Below are 22,992 nucleotides of genomic sequence, written 5' to 3'. Positions count from 1 at the left end.
AACGCTGATTCCTTGATTAACGCGTTACTGTCCGGGCGCTGGCCGTTACGCTGAGTAACAGAACCGCTACGCACCCGAAGGCAAAGGGCAAACTACTGAGCTGTGCGATAAAACCTATCAGCGCAGGACCTGCCAGAATACCGGCGTAGCCAATGGTTGTCATTGAGGCAATGGCTAAATTCGTTGGCATAACCCGCTGATTGCCCGCAGCGGTAAACAGAATCGGTACCACGTTCGAAGCCCCCAACCCGACCAGCATAAAACCAGCCATAGTTGCCGTAGGATTATCAAAGCTGATAGCAATAATAAAACCGGCGGCGGCAAATAGGCTACCGCCCAATAATACGGCATAGCGGCCTAGTTTATTCACGATACGATCGCCGTTCAAACGCCCCATCGTCATAGCGATGGCAAAAATAGCGTAGCCCATGCCGGCCTGAGAAGGTTCGATACCGCGTAAGCTAGTGAGAAACAATGCGCTCCAGTCCAACATTGAACCTTCAGCCAAAAACATCACGAAACACAGGAAACCGAGAAACATCACCCAGCCTTTAGGGCGTACAAACAGCGGGCCATCGTGCGGTTCTCCGCTGCCTGCCAGCAGGTTTCTGTTCGCCATCGCCAGCAAGGCAATAATGACTATTACGGTAATCAACACCGCGACTAAAGGAGAGAGACCTAGCCACAGTAGCGCACTGACTCCGCCAGCACCGGCGATACCGCCAACGCTGAACAGGCCGTGGAATCCTGACATCATGGCGCGACCGCTGGCCTTTTCGACAATCACCGCCTGAATATTCATTGCTACATCAATTACCCCGATAGCAGCCCCAAATAGCAGCAATGCCACGGCCATGCTGATGGGAGTATCCATCAGTACCAGCAGCGGTAAATCCAGACACAAAAGGGCACCGGCAATCAAAATAACCCGGCGACAGCCCCATTTCGCCGTCATTACGCCGGTCAACGGCATAGCCAGCAGGGATCCAACGCCAATACACAGTAGCAGTAACCCTAATGACGCATCATTAAGAGCAATTCTGGCTTTGGCGAAGGGGACTAGCGGCGCCCAGGCGGCCATTGCCAAACCGGCAATAAAAAAGGCCAGGCGGGTAGCGATCTGTTGAGGAACGCCGGGCAGTTCGTGTTGTTGCTCTATTTGGGTGCTCATGTTGATTTTGGCTTGTCGTGAGGGTGAATAACTAAAATTGAGACTTGTTTCTATCACAAAGCGAAATCCGGGTCGAAGATATTCACGGCTTCGGACGGATTAATCGTGGGTTAGCGTGCTGGGTTGATAAGGTCTGGGTCGTTTCATTGGGGGGTAATTCAGCCTGTTATTATTTTCTCTGGATTTTTTAATGATTAAAAAAATTTAATAATATGGTTTGGCGGTGATTCTTCCAGTGATTATCTATTTTTATCATATAAAAAAATTCATACACATCGTCAGGGACAAAAAAACCATAAAACACCGATAGGTCAATTGGCGAACTGCTTGATTAAATGTAAAGCCATTGCAATTAGTTAGTTAACTTTGTGTCACCCCGAATGACCCTTTAAGGTTCGCCCCGTCATTGATTCCCCTACTTTTTATCATGATTAGTATTCACTCAAATAATGAAAATATTTTTGTACAAGCGTTGAAATATCTACTTATATCTAAGTATTAGCTTTTGAAGTAACTACGCAAAATTTTAACAAAATAAATGTATTTATCGTGCCTTGGTTCATTTTTACGTTGTCATCAACACCGAAAACAAGCTTAAACCCAGATTAACAAGGTTTACTTTACTCTCCTGCGTCTGACTACCCGCCCTGGGGTGGTTTTACGTGGAGGTCGCGTCCTGCTTGCTTTGTGAGGTTACCTATGGCGAACACCGCTGCCGGCTCAGTTGATATCATTTCCCGCCTAAATGGCAAACAAATCACCCATGTTGCCAGTGGCAATCAAATTGTGGTGCTTAATGAACCCAGCGTGGTGCGTATCCATGCGGCTACGGATAGCGTTGTTCGCTATGAGCGTCAAGGTAACGATCTGATTTTACATATGAAAGATGGTAGCACCGTACGCTATCAACACTTTTTCAAGGCAGATGCAGAAGGCCACTACAGTGAGCTGGTGTTTGATGACGGCTTGCATCAACCGTTCTATGCCGTCTTCCCTCCGACGCTGTTGGCCGCAGGGGGCGAAACCGTTGCTCTGGTGCCGGAATTTGCCGCCATCGATGGGCTATCCAGCCTGGTCTTAAGCGACGGTATTGCCTCCAATGCTGTGCTGGCTGGCGTTTTAGGCTTTCTGGCCATCGGTGCCGGGATTGGTATCGCAGCGGGTAGCAGCGGCGGTGGTGGCAGCGGCGGCGGTAATCCCAATACGCCGACTTTGACGGTAAATCCGTTGACCGGTGACAACCGTTTGAACGCGAACGAAACCCATGCATCACAGGTATTGAGCGGCGAGACAACCTTTATTGCTGCGGGTCAGACAGTTACATTGATTTTGAACGGCGTAACCTATACCACCACCGTCGGTGCCGATGGTAAATGGAGTTTCAATCTGCCCGCTTCGGTACTAGAGGGTCTGCAAGACGGCCGCTATAGCGTGATTGTCAAAGTGACCACGCCAGGCGGACAGACGCTGGAAAAAGATTTCACGCTGGAAGTGGATACCGTTGCGCCAGCGCTCACGGTTTCACCTTTGGCTGGCGACGGTATTCTGGAAGGCGCGGAACTGACTCAGCCGCTGGTGGTGAATGGTACCGCGTCGGCTGGAGATGCAGGACAAACCGTAACCGTTGGCTTTAACGGACAGACATATACCACCACGGTAGGATCTGATGGCAGCTGGAGCGTGACAATTCCGCCTTCGGCCTTGACCGGTATCAGCGTGGGTTCTCATCCGGTCACGGTGACCGTTTCCGATGCGGCGGGCAATACTACCACGGTAACTCAACCCTTGACCGTCGCGGGCAATGCTTCGCTGACTATCGGCGATTTTGCGGTGAATAATATTCTGGATGGAGCGGAACAGCAGCTTAATCAAACCATTAGTGGCAGTACCAAAGGCATTACCACCGGGCAAACTGTAACTGTAACTTTGAATGGTAAAACCTACACCGCAACCGTGGATACGAATGGTAATTGGAACCTGTCCGTACCCGCCGCCGATCTGGCGTTGCTGATGAATGGCACTAGCACCATTCATGCCTCGGTTAACGATCCGGAAGGGCGTCAGGTCACCGGCAGCCATGATTTCATGGTGAATAACAACTTCAGCGCCATAGCTATCAGCCCGGTGTCCGGCGATGGCCTGATTAATGCGACCGAAGCGCAAAGCGATATGACCGTCAGCGGCAGTACCAGCAATGTTGCTGCCGGTACTCAATTGACGCTGACTTTAAATGGCAAAACCTATACTGCGACCGTTGGCCTCAACGGCAGTTGGAGCGCGCAGATTCCGGCGGCGGATCTGGCATTGCTGGCCGATGGCAACATCACATTGACTGTAAGCGGCACTGATGCCGCCGGTAATCCGGTCAGCGGATCGCAGCAACTGGGCATTTATATCCACGATCTGCCGTCAGCTAGCCTAACCTTGCCTTTTGGTGATGGTTCATTGAACGGCGTTGACGTGCAGGGGAATCAGACATTAAGCGGTTCGACCGGAGTCAGCGGTGCGGGGCAAACCGTGAGCGTCACCATTGGTGGCATGACTTATCCGGCAGTGGTAGCAGCGGACGGCAGCTGGTCTGTCAGCATTCCGACTTCTACCTTACAAGGTTTGGGGCAAGGCCCGCAGCCGATCTCGGTGACGGTGAGCGATATCGCAGGTAACACCAATACCCAAGTCACGCCGGTATTGGTGGATACTTTCGCGCCGACCATAACCCTTTCCCCTATTGCTGGCGACGGAACAATTAACGCAGCCGAAGCCGCGTTACCGGTTGCCATTAGCGGTACTTCTTCTGAAGCGGGCTCGACTATTACGGTGAGTTTCAACGGCGGCAGCTATATCGGCGTGGTGCAAAACGACGGTACCTGGAGCGTGAATATTCCTGCCAGCGCCTTTGTCGGTCTGCCGGATGGCCCGGCATTGGTTAGCGTGACGGTCACTGACGTCGCAGGCAATACGACGACGGTCAATAAAACCGTCATTATGGATGCCGCTCCGGCTAATTTGCCAACGTTGGATATCCATAACTTTGCTGGCGACAACGTACTGGATGGCGCCGAGCAAAAAGTGAATCAAACCATCAGCGGGAGTACGACTCATATCGAAGCGGGTCAGGTTGTGACCATTACTTTGAATGGGAAAACCTACACCGCGACGGTGGATGGAGTGGGGAACTGGAGTACTCAGGTGCCTGCTGCCGATTTGGCGTTGCTAGCCAATGGAACAACCACCATCAATGCTCAGGTTGGCGATGTCAGCGGTAACCTGGCGTTTAAGAGCGAAATTATTGACGTTGATAGCACCAAGGGGGGGCTGGCTATCAACACCATCGCTGGTGATAACTTACTGAATATTCAGGAAGCGTCCGCCTCTATCAATATTACCGGTACTTCTGCCAACGTAGCCGTGGGGACGCTGTTACAGGTGACGATCGGCGGGGTGCCTTATTTTACTACGGTTCAGGCCGGCGGCGTTTGGAGCGTAACCATCCCATCGGTTAGCCTGTTCGTGTTGCCTGATGGTAGTACTCCGGTCACCGTTTCCGGGGTCGATCTAGGGGGGAACCCGGTTTCCAGTACTCTGGACTTAGGCGTATTCATACATAATCCACCCAATATTTCGGTCGATCCGCTGTTTATCGATGACAGGCTGAACGCTGCAGAAGTAGCGGTCAATCAGACGATTACCGGTTCTACCGGGATTACCGGCCCTGGCCAAACCGTGGCTGTGACTTTTGGCGGTGTCACTTATCAGGGTAATGTGGCTGTGGATGGTAGCTGGAGCATAACGCTGCCCAGTGCGGCGTTACAGGCTCTGGGGCAAGGTCTGTTGCCTTTCAGTATCATCGTTAAGGATATTGCGGGTAACGAAGGATTCTTTGCGACCAGTATTCTGGTGGATACCGTTGCGCCAACGTTAGCCGTGAACCCGGTTGCCGATGATGGCATTATCAATCTGGCGGAAGCCACTGCAACGGTAGTGATCAGCGGAACCAGTTCGGAAATTGGGGCGCAGATCAGCGCGACGCTCAACGGAAAAACCTATTTTGCAACAGTATTGTCTAACGGTACCTGGCAGTTCAGCGTGCCGCCGGCAGATCTGGTGGGGCTGGCAGAGGGCAACTATTCGCTATCTGTTATGGTAAAAGACGGCGTTGGCAACACGACAACGGTTTCACAGAATCTGACGATCGATGCCGATCCGGCCAATTTACCAACGCTGACCATCAATCCCTTTGCGGGTAACAATATTCTGGACGGTGCCGAGCAACAGGTCACGCAAAGCATCAGCGGTGTCACCACTGGTATTGAAGCGGGTAAGAGCGTGACCGTGACTTTAAACGGTAAAAGCTATACCGCAATCGTAGCCGGTGACGGCAGTTGGAGCACGCAGGTTCCCTCCGCAGATTTGGTGTTACTGGCGAATGGCAGCGCCACTATTACTGCTAGCGTCAGCGATGCAGCCGGTAATCCGGCGGTAGGCTCGGAAACTATTACGGTAAATAACCAGTTAGCCGGGCTGAGTATCAATCCGGTCGCTGGCGATAACCTGATTAATGTGGCTGAGGCCGCCAGTAATATTACCGTGAGTGGCGCCTCGACCAATGTCAATGTCGGGCAAATTGTCACTCTGACGCTCAATGGCAAAACCTATACCGCGACGATTGGAGCGGGCGGCGTATGGAGTGCGCAAATACCAGCGGCTGATTTGGCTCTGCTGGCTGATGGAACAATGACCCTGACTGCCAGCGCTACCGATGCAGGGGGTAACCCGGTTTCTGGTTCAGTAGATTTGGGTATTTATATCCACAACCTGCCGGTCGTTAGCGTCGGTCCTCTGTTTGGCGATGGTGTGGTGAATATTGCCGAAGCGGCGGTAAATCAAACCATTACCGGTAGCACTGGCATTAACGGCGCGGGGCAGAAAGTATCCATCACCGTTGGCGGCGGAACCTATACCGGAATCGTGGCGGCGGATGGTAGCTGGAGCGTCACGCTGCCAAGTGCGGCGCTGCAAGGATTGAATCAAGGCAGTCAATCGCTGATAGTGACGGTTTCCGATGCCGCCGGTAATACCAACAGCCTGAGCACGCCGATTACGGTAGATACCCAAGCTCCGTTACTGACTCTGGCACCGATCGCTGGCGACAACATTATTAACAACCCTGAAGTTCAAGGCGTAATTACGCTAAACGGGACTAGCTCAGAGCTGGGCGCTACCGTTTTTGTCACGATCAATGGACAAACCTATACCGCGGTAGTTCAGCCGGGTGGTAACTGGAGTTTGTCATTGCCAGCGGGCGCGCTGTCTGGCCTGAGCGATGGTAACTATGCGTTCACGGTGAAAGTGACGGACGCGGCGGGCAATCCGACCACGGTAACGCAAAATGTCGCCGTTGATGCCGATCCGGCTCATTTACCAACTCTGAGTATTCATGTTTTTGCGGGGAATAATATTGTTGATGGTGCTGAGCAGCAGGCCGCGCAAATCATCAGCGGTGTCAGTACCGGATTAGAAGCTGGACGTATCGTTACCATTACCTTGAATGGCAAAACCTATACCGCCGCGGTCGGCAGTGACGGCAACTGGAATACGCAGATTCCGGCGGCAGATTTGGCTCTGCTAAGTAACAGCCCGTTCACCATGACCGCCAGCGCCACGGATATTAGCGGCAACCCAGCTAACGGTAGCCAAAGTATTACGGTAGATAACACCGCTAGCGGTTTGTCCATTAGCCCGCTAACCGGTGATAACCTGATTAATGTGGATGAAGCTCTGGCCGGTGTTACGGTTAATGGTACTTCCAGCAATGTGAACGTGGGTCAAAGCGTGGTTATCACGCTGAATGGCAAAATTTATACCGCGACGGTTCAGGCTAACGGTAGCTGGAGCACCACGATCCCGACCGTTGATTTAGGGTTACTGGCCGACGGAAACATTACTTTATTCGCCACCGCTACCGATGCTGCGGGCAATTCTGTTAGCAGCAGCGCCGATCTGGGCATCTATCTACACAGCCTGCCAAACCCACAGATCAACACGCCATTTGGTAATGGCACATTAGATGCGAGTGAGGCGGCGGTTACTCAAGCTATTACCGGTACAACCGGCGTCAGTGGGTTGGGGCAAACGGTGACAGTGACTATCTCTGGCGTCGAGTATCAGGCGCAGGTTGGTACCAATGGTCAGTGGGCGCTCAATCTGCCGAATAGCGTTTTACAGGGGATCGGCCAGGGGGCGCAGACCATTGATGTGACTGCTACCGATGCCGCCGGTAACTTCGCTAGCCATTCAATCCCAATTTTCGTCGATACCGTGCCGCCAACGCTGACTGTAGGCAATATTTCCACCGATAACGTTGTGAATGCGTTGGAAGCAACAGCCATTATACCGATTAGCGGCACGACGTCTGAGCTGGGCGCGACCGTTAGCGTTACCATTAACGGCATCACCTATACCGGCTTAGCCAATGGTTTAGGCGTCTGGACCGTCAATATTCCGGCCAACATCTTGAATCAATTACCGGATGGGACTTATCCGGTACGAGTTAGCGTCGCGGATGCTGCGGGCAATACTACCGTGGATACCCAGAATATTAAGCTGGTGACTCAAGGCGTGCCGGTTCCATTCATGAATACGCCGTTTGGCGACGGATATTTAAACGCCGCCGAAGCGGGAACCAGCCAAATTCTGACTGGCAGCACCGGCGTTTCCGGTAGTGGTCAAAGCGTCACGGTAAACGTCGGCGGTACGCCTCACTTGGTCAGCGTGGACAGCACCGGGAACTGGCAGTTGGTGCTGCAAAGCAGTGAACTTTTGGCATTGCCAAACAGTCACGTGGCGATTGTCGTTACCGCGACCGATTCATACGGAAATAGCGTGGTGTTGAACGGATCTGCGGTGGTAGATAAATTGGCACCGACGCTGAATATTGCCCCGATTACCGGCGATAACATAATCAACGCCGCAGAAGAACTGGCACCTTTGGCCGTCACAGGGACGACAGATGTTAGCGAAGCCGGACGTACGGTTTCCGTGGTATTGAACGGGATAACTTACACCGGTCTGGTGCTGAGTGACGGTAGCTGGAGTGTGGCGCTGAGCAATTCGGCGGTGCAGGCATTGGCCGATGGCAACTATACCTTGACCGTTAGTGTGCAGGATCTGGCGGGTAACCAAACCTCGGTAGATCGGGTGATTACCATTGATGCTAACCCGGCTAATTTACCGACCATCACCATCGGCGCGATTTCCGGTGATAACTATATCAGTCGGGCTGAGTCAACACAGGACGTATTGATAAACGGTGTAACTGAACGCGTCGAGCAAGGTCGTCAGGTCACCGTTGTGTTAAATGGGAAAAGCTATTTCGGTACGGTGCAGCCGAACGGCAGTTGGTCGGTAACGGTACCGGCCGCAGACGCTACGCTGTTGCCGGAAGGGCCACTCACGGCGCGTGCCAACGTTAGCGATTTGGCCAATAACCCAGCCTCGGATGTTCATCAAGTCACGGTCATTGCGTCGCTGGCGGATCAGCCTTCTCTGACGGTTGGAACCGTGGCTGGCAACGATATTATTGATTTGCAGGAAAGTCACTCGCCGCTGATTATTTCAGGGACCAGCCAGCGGGTTCCGGCTAATCAAACGGTGACCGTGACGTTAAACAGTAAAACCTATACCGCGCAGGTTCAGGCCGACGGTAGCTGGCAGGTCAGCGTGCCTTCTGCCGATGTGAAAAACTTGCCGCAGGGCAGTAATACCATTGAAGCCAGCGTGAACGATGCGGCGCAGAACCCGGCTAATGCGACTCACCCTGTTAGCGTGGATACTCAGGCACCGCTGCTGGTGGTGGACGTGGATACCAGCATTAACGGCGTGCTGAATCTGGCGGACGCATTGCTGGGCTTGGTGGTTCACGGCACCTGTGTTGGCGATACGGGCCTACAGGTGACCGTTACCGTCGCGGGCAAACCTTATCAGGCGACGGTGCAGAATGACGGCACCTGGACTTTAACCATCCCAACGGCGGATTTACTGCTGCTGGGCGATGGTTCGTTGGTCGGCGGAATGAATGTAAGCGTCACTGATGCCGCCGGTAATAAATCCGAACAGGTGGTAGATTTGACCGTCGCGGTGCATCAATTACCGACGCTAACCTTCGACCCGCTGTTCACCGATGGCATTCTGAATCATGCCGAAGCTGCTGTAAGCACCACTTTGACCGGTGTCAGCAGTGGGCTGGACGTGGGGACACCGGTAACCTTAACCCTTAATGGTGTAGGTTATCTGGGCAGCGTGACCTCGTTGGGCGTGTGGCAGGTGAACGTCAATGCATCGGTACTAACCGGTTTGGCTGACGGCACGCTGCAAGTTTCGGTTTCCGCTACGGATCCGACTACCGGCAACCCGGCCAACGGTTCGGCCAGTCTGGATGTGCTAACGCATAATATTCCGAATGTCACTTTCCCAACCTTGCCGTTTGGCGACGGCCTTATCAGTAAAGCGGATTCCGATTTAACCCAGTTATTAACCGGTCAAACCGGCGCTACCGGTGCTGGACAGACAGTTTCCGTCAATATTAACGGTGTGGACTATCTGGCTAATGTGGCATTGAATGGTACCTGGACGCTGTCAGTGCCGAGTCTGATCCTCACCGGTTTGACCGACGGTTCACACACTATTACCGTCACGGCAACCGACCGCGCGAAAAACGTGAGCGTGGAAAGTGTAGACTTCACCTCGATTATCAACAGCATGCCAGCACCGACCATCAGTTCCGTCAGTTTTGGCACCGAGCTGAATGCGACCGAGGCGCTTTCTCCAGCGCTATTGACCGGTACTGTGGGAACCCCCGGGACTTTTGGCAATGTGCAGGGTGTCACGGTCTTTATCAACGGTTTTGGCTATACCGCCACGCTACCGAATCCGCAGGATGGCACCTGGTCTCTCAGCGTACCGTCAGCAATATTGAAGGCCTTGCCGGACGGTTCATGGCCGATTCAGGTGGTGACCACCGATGCGGCGGGTAATACAGGTTCTGTGACTGGCTCGGTCGATGTACTGATTCACGGTCTGCCAAATCCGACCTTCAATCTTCCGTTTGGCGATGGCATTTTGACGTACGCGGAAGGCGCACTGACGCAAAATCTGACCGGTACCACCGGCGCGCTCGGGGCGGGGCAAACGGTGACCGTCGTCATTGACTCACTGGCGGGGTTAACCTTTAGCGTTACTGCGAATGCGGACGGCACCTGGTCGCTGCCTCTGAGTTCCAGTGTGTTGCAGTCTCTGGCTGGTGGAAACCATACCCTTAGCGTCACCGTCACCGACCGGGCGGGCAATGAAGCCACTATCACGCCGCCGCCGTTTTTATCGCAGCAGCAATTGCCTTTGCCAACCATCGATACTCTGTCGTTTGGCACCAGCCTGAACGCATCGGAAGCCGCTGGTCTGATTATTATTCGCGGGACTACCGGATTGAGCGGTTTGGGCCAGAACGTTTCTCTGAAAATTGATATTGCTGGTGTAAGTTACCCCGGCATTGTTGATTCAGTCGGCGGCTGGTCGGTGAACATTCCTGCCGGTGCGTTAGGTGGTTTACTCAACGGTTCCCATTCTGTCAATGTCACCGCGACCGATTCGGTGGGCAATAGCGGCAGCATCAGCACGCCGTTCGATAGTTATGTTGTGTTACCTGTTCCAACGATCAATACGCCAATCTTTGGCGACTATCTGAGCGCCAACGAATCGAACGCTGGAGTCACCTTTACCGGAAACTCCGGCACTTTAGGTGCGGGTCAAAGCGTGAAGTTTTACATCAATGGCTCAGAATATACGGCGACCGTTAACCCATTGACCGGATTCTGGACTGCGCCTGTTAGTTCTCCTGACTTAAAACTGTTGGTGGATGGCGTACAAACCATGAACGTAGTGGTGACGGACGCTGGCGGTAACGTTGTGAATACGACCCAAGAATTCACCTCCGTTATTCATAATTTGCCGACCATCACCGTTGGAGCTTACAGCTTCGGTAGCGAGCTGGACTTTAGCGAGAGTCATACTAATCAGACAATTAGCGGAACGACCACCCACATCGGTATTGGTCAGCAAATTACCGTGAATGTCGGCAGTCTGGGGCCGCTAACGGCTACCGTTGGTGTGGGCGGAATCTGGTCACTGACGTTAACTCCGGTTCAAATGACGGCGGCAAGCTTGGGCGCCAGCCCGGTACATGTTTCTACATCTTATACGGATATGGCCGGTAATCCGTCCACGGGCACCGATCTGCCAGACTTTACCCTGAGCCTGACGCCGCCGGCGGTTAACCTAACGATCAACGCGGTTGCTGGCGATAACGTCATTAACGTTGCGGATAATTTACAGGGTTTACCTACTGACCTTATTACCATTAGCGGCACCGTTACTGGTGCGAACCCCTTATTACAAACCGTTACGGTATTGATTAACGGCGTGCCGGTTTCCGTATCGTTACCGATTACCAGTAATACCTGGACCACTCAGGTATTGGCCTCGCTGTTTGCCAACAACGCGACAACCACCGTTGAAGCAACGCTGGTGGGCATTGGCAGCCCGGCTTCGGCCACGGTATCCGTTATCCGTGATACCACGGCTCCAACGCTGACGCTGGCTGATTTTGCGGGTGACAACATATTGACCATCGACGAATCTCAAAGCAGCAAGACAATCAGTGGCACCGCCTCACTGGATGTGGTTGGGCAGGTGGTTACCGTCACGCTGGGAGCCAAAACCTACTTTGCAGAGGTATTGGCGGGTGGCACTTGGAGCGTGACGGTGTCGCCTACCGATCTACAAGCGCTGGCGCAGGGGAACGTCACTCTGTCAGCCTCGGTGAAAGACAGTGTGGGTAACGTGGGTGGCGCGAGTGAAACCATTGTGGTTGATACCGTAGCGCCGCTTATTTTGCTGGATGTCGGTACTAATCTGTTGAATAACCTCGGCGGATTGTTATCAGGTACGGCGACCGGTGCGGAAGGTAAAACTTTGACCATTACGCTGGGGAGCAATCCGGCAAACGTGATCAACGTAGTGGTGGGATCCGATGGTAAATGGACGGCCAATATCGATCCCTCCAATCTGGTTGGTCTGATTAACGGTCCGCTGGTGGCGGATATTACCGTGACCGATGGCGTAGGTAATACCGCAGATACCCATGTGACTCTTAGCGTGGCGCTCAACAATACGCTGGCGCTGGTGGTTGACCCGCTGTTTAACGGTGGCTACCTGAACGCCGCCGGAACTTTGGTTTCGCAGGTTATTTCCGGCGTTGCCACCGGAGCCGGTTTAGGGGCCAAGGTGAATCTAACCCTCGGCGGTGTGTCGCTGGAAGCAACGGTGGGTAGCAATGGTAAATGGAGTCTGACGATTCCGAGTGCCCAGTTAGGTAACCTCAGCGACGGTTTGGTTCACTTGGATCTGGTGCTGACCGATGCTAACGGTAACATCACCAATAAAGTGGTGGATCTGAACGTACTGAGTCACTTGCTGCCGAGCTTTGGAACCACCAGTCAGGTGTTTGGCCCCGATGGCATTCTGAGCGCGGCGGAAGCCTTAACCACTCAGACGCTGAGCGGTGTAATTAACAACGTTGCGCCGGGGGCGTTAGTCACGGTAACCGTAGGCAGTGCCTTGCTGTACACCACGGTCGGCGCTGGCGGTGCCTGGAGCATCAATCTATTACCAGCGTTGCTGGGTGGATTACAGGATGGTTCGTTGCAAATTGGCGTTTCGGTGAAAGATGTGGCCGGGAATATTGTTAATTCGGCGCTAAATCTGAATGTTTTAACTCACAACCTGCCAAGCATTACCCTGAACCCGATCTTTGGCGATGGAATCCTGAATCTGGCGGATGTATCGCTGGGGCAGGTCATCAGCGGTGTGACCAAGAATCTACCGGCTGGATCGACCGTCAATATTCTGTTTGGCAGTACGCCACTCAGTGCCATCGTTGGGGCGGACGGTACCTTCTCCGTACCGGTTCCGGCGGGCTTGCTAAGTGCGCTGACCAACGGCACGGTGAATGTGACCGCTAACGCCAGCGATGCGGCGGGCAACCCGACATCGTCAACCGGTGTGCTGAATGTCAGCGTCACCTTACCGCAAATTACCTTGCCAGCACTGTTTGGTGATGGATCCCTGAGTTTGGCGGATACCGCAGTGGCTCAGTTGATATCCGGTACGGTGAGCGGTGTAGCCGCCGGAACTCAGGTTAAAGTGAGCCTAGGGGGGAAAGATTTCTTCGGCGTTACCGCAGCCAACGGCAGCTTCAACATTACTTTGCAACCGGCCGATCTGAAAGCGCTGGCGGACGGTAATCTGTCTGCCATTGTCTCGGTGACCGATGCGGCAGGCAACACCGGCACCGCCAACGGCGCGCTGAATGTCATTATCAACAACGTACCGAAACTGATACTCAACCCAATCTTCGGCGATGGTCTGCTCAGTCTGGCCGATTCCTTACTGCCGCAGATTATTAGCGGGCAGGTGGTCAACGGTGTGGTTGGCTCGCAGGTTCAGGTGACGGTGGGAGCCACGACGCTGTATGCAACGGTCGGAGCCGGTGGAATTTGGAGCCTGCCTGTGCTGCCAGGAATTCTCTCCGGATTACTGGACGGTACGCAAAACATCAGCGTTTCTCTCACTGATAGCGTCGGTAACACCAGTAGCGCCAGCGGCTCGGTAAAAGTGCAAATCCATGCACTGCCAACCCTGACGGTGCAACCGATCTTTGGCGACGGCGTTCTCAGCGTGGCGGATCTGTTGACGGCGCAAACCATCAGCGGGACGTCGACCAACGTGGCCGTGGGAACGCAGATCAGTGTCACGCTGAATGGAAAAACCTACCTGACTACGGTGGGGACCGGCGGTGGCTGGAGCGTGGCGGTACCACCATTGGATCTGAAAGCGATTCTGACCGATGGCAGCATATCGGTTAACGCGAGTCTGACGGATGCAGTGGGCAACCCGGCAACGGTTTCCGGCTTGCTGAATGTTATTTCTAACACGCTGCCGAGCCTGACGTTAGACCCCATCTTTGGCAACGGTTTGCTGAACGCGACGGAAGCGGCGCTGACTCAAACTATCAGCGGGCAAACCACCAACGCGGTGGGTTCAACGGTGAATCTGACCGTAGGCGGGCTACATTTCAGTACCACCGTGGGCGCGAACGGCAGTTGGAGCATCGCCATACCGCCGACCAGTTTGTCCCAGTTGCTGGATGGCACTATTGGCGTTAGCGCCAACCTGGTGAACGCCGCGGGTAATAGCGCGGGCGCGGCAGTCAATGTGACGGTGGGCATTCACAACCTGCCTACTTTAAGTCTGGGCACCTTCTTTGGGACGGACCACTACCTGAACGCCGCCGAAGCGTTGGCCGCGCAGGTAATCTCCGGCACCAGTACTCATGCGGCGGGGGGGACCGTTACCATTACCTTGGGCGGCGCTACGCTGACGGCTAGCGTCAATCTGGATGGCACCTGGAGCGTGCCAATCACGCCATCGGTGCTGACCGGATTACTGGATGGTACTGCCAACATTGGCGTGACACTGACCGATGCCGTGGGCAATAGCATCACTGATAACTCCTCCTTTACCGTTAAAACCCATGCGTTACCGCTGCTGGGGATTAACCCGGTTACCAGCCTATTGGGGATATTGCTAAATGGTCTGGTGGTTTCCGGTAGCAGTAAAAACGTCAGCCCGCCTGCGCAAGTCAGCGTGACCTTGCTGGGCCAGACACTACAGGGCGATATTGCTCCAGATGGTAAATGGAGCGTGAAATTCACCGGTTCCATTCTGAATCTACTGAATCTGGGCAACCTGCTGACTACGCTGGTCAACGTCGCGGTTACTGATGAAGCCGGCAACCATAAAGAGTTAACCGTCGGCTTGGGCGTGGGGTCTGTGCTGCCGCTTTCTCTGTCGGCAGAATCAGAGGCTCAGGCCACCAGCTTTATGCTGACCAGCGATACTGACACCAGCCACACCACCACGTCAGATCAGCATCAAACGGCGGCGATTAATGGTGAAAGTACCGATACCGGATTACACACTGCGGCTGCGGCGAATACGGTACAGGCGGAATCCACGTTGGTCGAACCATTGGCGCAGCAAATCGATAGCATCCTAATCACGGATGTGACCGAGGGCGGCTACACCATCGGCGGCGTTACGCTGAATCTAGCGGATGGCACCGTGCTAAGCGGTGAGTCGCTGACCGGTAGCGTCGAGAACGATGAGTTCATTCTGAATACTATGGACTTTACTCATATCGACGGCGGTTTGGGCACCGATACCTTGTTGTTGGGCGGTCTGCATCAGGTGCTGGATCTCACCAGTCTGGGGCTGAAAGTAGAACATATCGAGGTTATTGATTTAGGCACCAGCGGGACTAACAGCATTGTGCTTAATCTACATGATGCTTTAACCATCACTGATAAACCGCAGGACGACCTGCTGATTAAAGGTGCGGAAGGTAGTCAGGTTACGTTGAGTCATACCGAAGGCGGCGTCTGGAGCAGCGTGAGCCAGCGTATCGTTGATGGGCAAACCTTTGACGTATACCACAACTCGTCATTAGACAGCAGCAATACTCTGGGTGATGTACTGGTGCAGCACGGTTTGCAGGTGCATCTGGCCTGAGGCTAAGCGGCGGCGAGGTGACGGCATGTCCCTCGCCGTATTTTTATAATAAATCAGATGGTTAAACGCTGGATTCATCAGCGCGAAATACGAGGTTGGGAAGTATCGGAATGGGTGCCTGGGAGCGCCTTTTTCGCAGGGCGCAAAGCCAGTCGGCGTGACTGGCTGATACATCAGTACAGCAACATGATTCTAATAAAGAATCTCGGCAACGGAGTCGTGTCGGTGATGAAAAACACACAGCAGCACCTTCTGCCCTGGCGCATTGCGGGCAACTTGTTGGCAGTAGGTATTTTTTCAATTGGAATTAATGCCGCTACGCTGGCTGAAAATGTGCCGCCGGCGGCAGTTTTTAACTGGCAGGCGGCACCCAGCGAGGAAGCCCTTGCTGAACTCAGCCTGCGGGAAGCCATTCTGCGGGCTTTTGCACGTAATCCGCAAATCGCTCAGGCGTCCGCGCAAATTCGGGTGGGACAGGGGGATTTGGACGTCGCTGAAAGTGCCTGGTATCCGCAAATTTCTTTACAGGGAACGGCGGGGAAATCCCATCAAACTGATTCTGCCGGTAGCCTGAATAGCAACGCTTCTGCTGGTGTGATGCTCAGTCAGTTGTTGTATGACTTCGGGAAAACCGGAGGCAGCATTGATGAACAGAAACAACTCTCCGACGCCTATCGCTATGAATTGTTTAACACGATGACCGCCGTGGGGTTAAGCACTTTACAGGCCTATTTACAGGTCAAACGCTATCAGGCGCTCACCGCCGCGGCCAGAGACAATCTGGCTTCTCTAGAGCGAGTCAGAGACATTGCCCAACTGCGGGCGGATGCCGGTCTCAGCTCTCAGTCCGACGTATTACAGGCCGGAACCCGCATTGCCGGTATGGTGGCGACGCTGGAGCAATATCGGGCGCAGCAGCGCTCGGCTCAGGCGCAGCTTACGGTTCTTACCGGTGTGGTTTCCGACAATCTGCCGGATCTGCCTAAAACGCTACTCAATCAGAAAATTGCTCTAAACGCGATTCCTTATGATGCCAGCAGCGCGGTGCGGGGGGCGGAATCCAAGCAGCAGGCGGCAATGGAACGGGTACGACAAAATCAGGCGCAGCACTGGCCGACGTTTAAAGTACAGGCGGGGCGTACTCGCTATGAAAATGACTCACGATCTTACTGGGACGATCAGGTTCAGTTGGCAGTGGAAGCGCCTTTGTATCAAGGGGGCGCGGTCAGCGCACGAGTACGTTCTGCCGAAGGAGCCAGAGCTGCTGCGCAGGCTGAAGTGGAAAAAGCCAAGCTAGATGTGAACCAACGTGCCTCAACCGCTTATGCCGACATGATTGGGGCTCAGCAGCGCCAGCTCGCCGGCGAGCAGCAGTTACAAAGCGCGCGTCATACCCGCGAGGTTTATCAGGATGAATATAAGCTCAGCAAGCGCAGTCTGAACGATTTGCTCAGCGTGGAACAGGATGTATTGCAGGCCGATTCAATGCGTCTGATGGCGCTGTATGACGGCTGGGATGCCACCGCGCGTTATGCCGCTGCGGTAGATAATCTGGTCGATATGTTAGGAATTGATCGTGTGGCCCAGAGCGGTGAAAAACTCCCCGCTCTCTGATAACCGCCCCTTACGCGATTGAGGTAAGGATGAGGTGTTTAATTGACCGTTTCTGATGAGGCGACAGGGGTAACATGACAGTACAATCAACGCCAACGGAGGTTTGGATCACTGCAATGGCAAGGGTTGCCAGCCGCTATGGTCAACCGGCCGATATCCATTTCCTCGGCCAGCAAATGCGCTGGTATGAACAACTCAGCTGGCCACGCCAGTTGGAGCGACTCAGTAGTTTGCTGGGATTACAGGTAACGCTGGTTCCGATCAGCAAAGTCCATTGGCGCAATGAATTAATGCCGGTGCTGCTAGAGCTGGAACCGGGCAGCGTAGCGGTAGTCGAAGGCATCACTGAAGCAGGCCTCGCCAATTATTGGTTGAGCGACGGCGGCGATTTGGTGCGAGAAGCGGAGCTGACAGAGCTGCTGGCGCGCAGTCCGGGCATGGCCATTATGGTTGGCATTGCCGCCCGAGGCCGTGACCAGCGCATTGATGAATTTGTGCAACCTTACCGCAAACATTGGTTTTGGCGACATTTTCGCGGTGCCGGACGCAAAATTGCCGAAATTTCGCTGGCGTCAGTCATAGGTAACGTACTGGCGCTGGGGGGAATTCTCTTCTCCATGCAGGTCTACGACCGGGTGATTCCAGCACAGTCTTATTCGACGCTGTGGGTGCTGTTCATTGGCGTACTGTTGGCGGCGGCGATGGAGTATGTCATTCGACTGACCCGCACGCAGGTTTCGGATCTGATGGGGAAAAGCATCGATCTGAAAGTGTCCTCCATGCTGTTTGTGCGTGCGATGGCGATTAAGAACGAAGCGCGTCCGAAATCTACCGGTTCTTTTATCTCACAACTGCGTGAAATCGATCAGGTACGAGAGCTGCTGACGTCCACTACCGTGGGCGCGGCGGCGGATATGCCTTTTGTGCTGTTGTTTTTAGCGATAATGGCGTTTATCGGCGGCCCGTTGGTGATTATTCCGCTGCTGGCGATCCCGCTGATTGTGATTCCCGGTTTACTGATTCAATGGCCGATGGCCAAGCTGGCGAAAGAAGGGATGCGCGAAGGCGCATTGCGTAACGCCATTTTAGTCGAAACTATCGAAGGCATCGAAGACATAAAAGCGTTGCAGGCTGAGCCGTATTTCCAGCGTCAATGGGAACAAACTCATGAAGTCAGCGCTGCAGTAGGGATGAAACAGCGTCTGTGGGGCGCCCGCCTGACCGGTTGGGCATCAACGGTACAGCAGCTAACCTACGCCGGTATGCTGGTATTCGGTACTTATCTGGTTTTGGCCGGAGATATCACCACAGGTACGCTGGTCGCTAGCAGCCTGCTTTCCTCGCGAACTATTGCGCCGTTGATGCAATTAACCATGGTGTTTTCCCGTTGGCAACATGCCAAAAGTGCCATGACCGGTCTGGACGAATTGCTGAAAAAACCGCTGGATCGGCCAGAAGATGGCGAACTGGCGCATTGTCCGGTACTCAACGGCCACTATTTGCTGCGCAACGTGCAATACACCTACGATGCGGAGAAAGGGCAAAATGTTATTGGTATCGGCTCGCTGGAAATCAAACCCGGAGAGAAAGTGGCGATTCTTGGCAAAGTCGGTGCGGGGGAAACCACTTTACTGAAGCTATTAGCCGGTCAGGCTAGCGCCAGCAAAGGCAAAGTTATTATTGATGGCGTGGATATGCAGTGCATTGAACCCGCCGACTTGCGTCGCCAGTTGGGCTTTCTCTCGCAGGATTCCCGTCTGTTCTTCGGCTCCTTGCGCCAAAACCTGATGCTTGGTCATCCGCACGCTACTGAGCAGGAAATGCTTCAGGCGCTGCGTATCAGCGGTGCGCTCAGTTTGGTACAGCAGGACGCCGCCAGCTTGGATCGCATTATTAATGAAGGGGGACGCGGTTTGTCCGGCGGCCAGCGCCAAATGGTATTGCTTAGCCGAATGATATTGCGTAACCCGCAGGTAGTTCTGATGGATGAGCCTACCGCTTCTATGGATGAACAGCTAGAAGACTATGTTATTCGCCAAATGAATGCGTGGCTCACCGGGCGCACCTTAGTGCTAGTGACTCATCGGCCAGCGCTGCTGAAATTGGTTGACCGCATTATCGTGATGGAGGGGGGACGGGTGATTGCCGACGGCCCGCGCGACCAGATTCTCAATGCGGTATCCGCGGCAGAAAAATCCAGACAGGGTGCAGCTTAAGGGGAATTAGCATGGCAAATTTAGGCTTGCAGCAAGAAATGGCCCAACAGGAACGGCGGATTTCCGCCATTATCTGGTTTACGCTGGTGGGGATGGTGGTGATGTTTGTCTGGGCATATTTTGCCATTCTGGATGAAGTGACGGTGGGGGTAGGGAAGGTCACGCCCTCCAGCCGTGCGCAGCTGATTGAAAGTCTGGACGGCGGTATTATCGATGAGCTGTTGGTGCATGAAGGTGCCATTGTCAGTAAGCAACAGGTGCTGGCTCGTCTCGATCCCACGCGTTTTCAATCCAATTATGGCGAAGCTGCTGCGCGGGTGACGGCTTTGCGTGCTTCTTCAGAGCGTTTACGGGCGGAGCTGACAGGAGAGAAACTGGTTTTCAGCGCCAAAACCTTAAAAGAACCGGCTTTAGCAGCGCGAGAAATGCAGCTTTACCTCTCACGGCGACAAAATATGATGGAAACTGTCAGCAACCTTCAGCAGTCTCTCAAACTGGTTCAGCAAGAGCTGCAAATGACGGAGCCTCTGGTTGCGAAAGGTGCGGCCAGCCAGGTTGAGGTGATCCGACTACGGCGGCAAGTGAGTGAGATCCGCGGCAAAATCGATGATGCTCGCAACCAATATGCGGTCAGGGCGCGTGAAGAGCAGGTGAAAAACAATGCCGATCTGGATGCCCAGCTTCAGGTGGTTGCCGGCAAAGAAGATCAGCTGACGCGCACCACCTTGATATCGCCGGTGCGCGGCATAGTAAAAGATATTCAGGTTTCCACTGTGGGCGGCGTGTTACAACCCGGCGGTAAGCTGATGGAAATCGTTCCTATAGAAGAACAGCTCTTAATTGAAACGCGAATCAACCCGCGTGATATCGCCTATATTCGCCCCGGATTACCGGCCACGGTAAAAATTACTGCTTACGATTCATCAATTTATGGAAATCTTACCGGAGAGGTAGAGTCTGTATCGCCAGACACATTACAGGACGAAGTGCGGCGCGATCAGTTTTACTATCGCGTGTATGTACGCACCGACAGGGCAGAGTTAACCAATAAAGCCGGTAAAGCTTTCCCGATATTACCAGGAATGGTTGCTAGCGTAGAAATAAAAACCGGGCAAAAATCGGTGATGGATTACTTGATAAAACCGCTTAATAAAGTGAAGGAGTCTCTGCGGGAACGCTAATTATTTACTGAGAATCCTCAGTCTACGCTCAAAATAAACCCCCAAACCCTTTCTTGTTGAAGGGTTTTATTTCGTTTGTTAGGCGGGGAATTCACTCGGTAATCTGAGCTTTACGTGCTGAAATAAATTAATGAAACTATACATCTCAATAATTATCACGTGTAACTATTTAGCAAACAGCAGAAACAAATATCCTCAATCTCTCCTTAATTGTGATAAATAAAAAAAGCCGATCAAGAGATCGGCCGTTAAATAAACGTATTTATAGAGATGCTTTAATCCGAAATGTGGGTAATAGCAAAAATAATGATGATAGCGGAATTATTATATCGTGATGGCTTACGGTGTTTCTTATCAATTAGTGCTAAAAATGAACTCCAGTTAATTCTTTGATTTTAATGTATTTTTTATTTTATCTTGATTTTTGTTGCTATAAATAATGTATTTTATAGTTCTGTGAAAGTTCGCTCGTATTTACATTATGAAACCCTTAGTTGCTGTATTGAAACATGTTCGGCTATTTAGTAGCATTTTCTGTATAGATTAATATTATTCTTATTACCACAATAGCAATACCCAATTGGGATAAATTGCTCGTCAGAGCAGTGGCGATAATAAGACATAATTACCGAGGATAATAACGATGAAACTTCGAGTTCTTTCTCTGCTGGTTCCAGCATTATTAGTAGCGGGTACCGCAGGCGCAGCTGAAATTTACAACAAAGACGGTAATAAACTGGATCTGTACGGAAAAATTGATGGCCTTCATTATTTTTCTGATAACAACGGTGTGGATGGCGATCAGTCTTACATGCGTTTTGGCCTGAAAGGCGAAACCCAAATTAGCGATCAACTGACTGGTTACGGCCAGTGGGAATATCAGGCAAACCTGAACAAAGCTGAAAGTGAAGATAACAAAAACTTCACTCGTGTCGGCTTTGCCGGTTTGAAGTTCGCTGACTTCGGTTCACTGGATTATGGCCGTAACTACGGCGTGGTTTATGACGTCACTTCCTGGACTGACGTACTGCCAGAATTCGGTGGCGACACTTACGGCCCGGATAACTTCCTGTCTCAGCGTGGCAACGGCATCCTAACCTACCGTAACAACAATTTCTTCGGTTTGGTTGATGGCCTGAACTTCGCTATGCAGTATCAAGGCAAAAACGGCAGTGGCACCGAAACCAATAATGGCCGTGATGTTCAGGGTCAAAATGGCGACGGCTACGGTATGTCCGTGTCCTACGATCTGGGCTGGGGCGTAAGCGCATCTGCGGCGTTCGCTAGTTCGAAACGGACTGACGACCAGAACGCTCCAGGTATCTATGGTCACGGCGACCGTGCGGATGCCTATACCGGTGGCCTGAAATATGACGCGAATAACGTTTATCTGGCGGCAAACTACACCCAAACTTACAACTTGACTCGTTTTGGTGATTTCAAAAACACCAGCGCTGACGCGGCTTACGGCTTCGCTAACAAAGCGCAAAACATTGAGTTAGTGGCTCAGTATCAATTTGATTTTGGTCTGCGTCCTTCCTTGGCTTACCTGCAATCCAAAGGTAAAGACATGGGTAACTACGGCGACCAGGATTTGGTTAAGTATGTTGACGTCGGCGCGACCTACTTCTTCAACAAAAACATGTCTACCTACGTTGATTACAAAATCAACCTGTTGGATGACACTGCCTTCACCAAAAATGCCGGTATCAACACTGATGATGTCGTCGCGGTTGGTTTGGTTTACCAGTTCTAATCCCGATGGTTCTGGGCAAGATCTGATGCAGAACGCGGCCAAATGGCCGCGTTTTTTACATACGCGCTCGGTGAGTCGGATTGGTTGAGGACATGCGTTGGGGCTGTAGGCGAAAATTTGGGGATAAACGGGTTCTTCAGCGCATTTTTATCGTTCCCGCTAAGATTTAGTCCGGTTTTGAACAAGATGGAATAAGTAAAAGAGTGAAGCGCTGCAACAGCAACGGGTTCAGTCACAAAAACAGAATTAATTTTGTTCAATCTGACTTTTTTTAATCAGATTCAGAACGAAGTTTGACCAAACGAATTAAATTCCCATTTTTTTTAAATGAAACACTAGACATATCATCGCGCTAAGATGATAATGCCGCCC

At 52.7% G+C, this 22,992-nt stretch carries 6 protein-coding genes; 5 read left to right on the top strand and 1 reads right to left on the bottom strand.

Annotation, left to right across the window (positions count from 1 at the left end; all coding sequences use genetic code 11):
* Positions 1-16: 16 nt before the first annotated feature.
* The gene (locus DBA33_RS09330; RefSeq protein ID WP_064517327.1) at positions 17-1,171 is read right to left on the bottom strand and encodes an MFS transporter; all 1,155 of its coding nucleotides are present in this window, start codon (positions 1,169-1,171) and stop codon (positions 17-19) included.
* Between the two features lie 699 nt (positions 1,172-1,870).
* Between DBA33_RS09330 and DBA33_RS09325 the strand changes: the two genes are divergently transcribed.
* From DBA33_RS09325 to ompC, 5 genes are all read left to right on the top strand, one after another.
* Complete coding sequence (locus tag DBA33_RS09325; RefSeq protein ID WP_120806305.1) at positions 1,871-15,853, top strand: Ig-like domain-containing protein; 13,983 nt, start codon at positions 1,871-1,873, stop codon at positions 15,851-15,853.
* Between the two features lie 228 nt (positions 15,854-16,081).
* Positions 16,082-17,467, top strand: coding sequence for a TolC family outer membrane protein (locus tag DBA33_RS09320; RefSeq protein WP_120806317.1), 1,386 nt, complete (start codon positions 16,082-16,084; stop codon positions 17,465-17,467).
* Between the two features lie 74 nt (positions 17,468-17,541).
* A complete protein-coding gene (locus tag DBA33_RS09315) occupies positions 17,542-19,683 on the top strand; it encodes a type I secretion system permease/ATPase (RefSeq protein WP_205582771.1) in 2,142 nt (713 codons plus the stop codon).
* An 11-nt stretch (positions 19,684-19,694) separates the two neighbouring features.
* Positions 19,695-20,864 (top strand): HlyD family efflux transporter periplasmic adaptor subunit, encoded by a 1,170-nt coding sequence (locus DBA33_RS09310; RefSeq protein ID WP_064517335.1) that lies wholly within the window; start codon positions 19,695-19,697, stop codon positions 20,862-20,864.
* Between the two features lie 643 nt (positions 20,865-21,507).
* The gene (gene ompC / locus DBA33_RS09305; RefSeq protein WP_064517338.1) at positions 21,508-22,620 is read left to right on the top strand and encodes a porin OmpC; all 1,113 of its coding nucleotides are present in this window, start codon (positions 21,508-21,510) and stop codon (positions 22,618-22,620) included.
* Positions 22,621-22,992: the final 372 nt, after the last annotated feature.

It is taken from the genome of Yersinia sp. IP36721, assembly GCF_003634395.1.
Lineage (GTDB): Bacteria > Pseudomonadota > Gammaproteobacteria > Enterobacterales > Enterobacteriaceae > Yersinia > Yersinia entomophaga.
This window is presented reverse-complemented; position numbering and strand designations above follow the sequence as displayed.

Bases quoted from the DNA above. Each gene is read 5' to 3' on its own strand.
- DBA33_RS09330 (WP_064517327.1), bottom strand. From the start codon at position 1,171: ATGAGCACCCAAATAGAGCAACAACACGAACTGCCCGGCGTTCCTCAA.
- DBA33_RS09325 (WP_120806305.1), top strand. From the start codon at position 1,871: ATGGCGAACACCGCTGCCGGCTCAGTTGATATCATTTCCCGCCTAAAT.
- DBA33_RS09320 (WP_120806317.1), top strand. From the start codon at position 16,082: ATGAAAAACACACAGCAGCACCTTCTGCCCTGGCGCATTGCGGGCAAC.
- DBA33_RS09315 (WP_205582771.1), top strand. From the start codon at position 17,542: ATGACAGTACAATCAACGCCAACGGAGGTTTGGATCACTGCAATGGCA.
- DBA33_RS09310 (WP_064517335.1), top strand. From the start codon at position 19,695: ATGGCAAATTTAGGCTTGCAGCAAGAAATGGCCCAACAGGAACGGCGG.
- ompC (WP_064517338.1), top strand. From the start codon at position 21,508: ATGAAACTTCGAGTTCTTTCTCTGCTGGTTCCAGCATTATTAGTAGCG.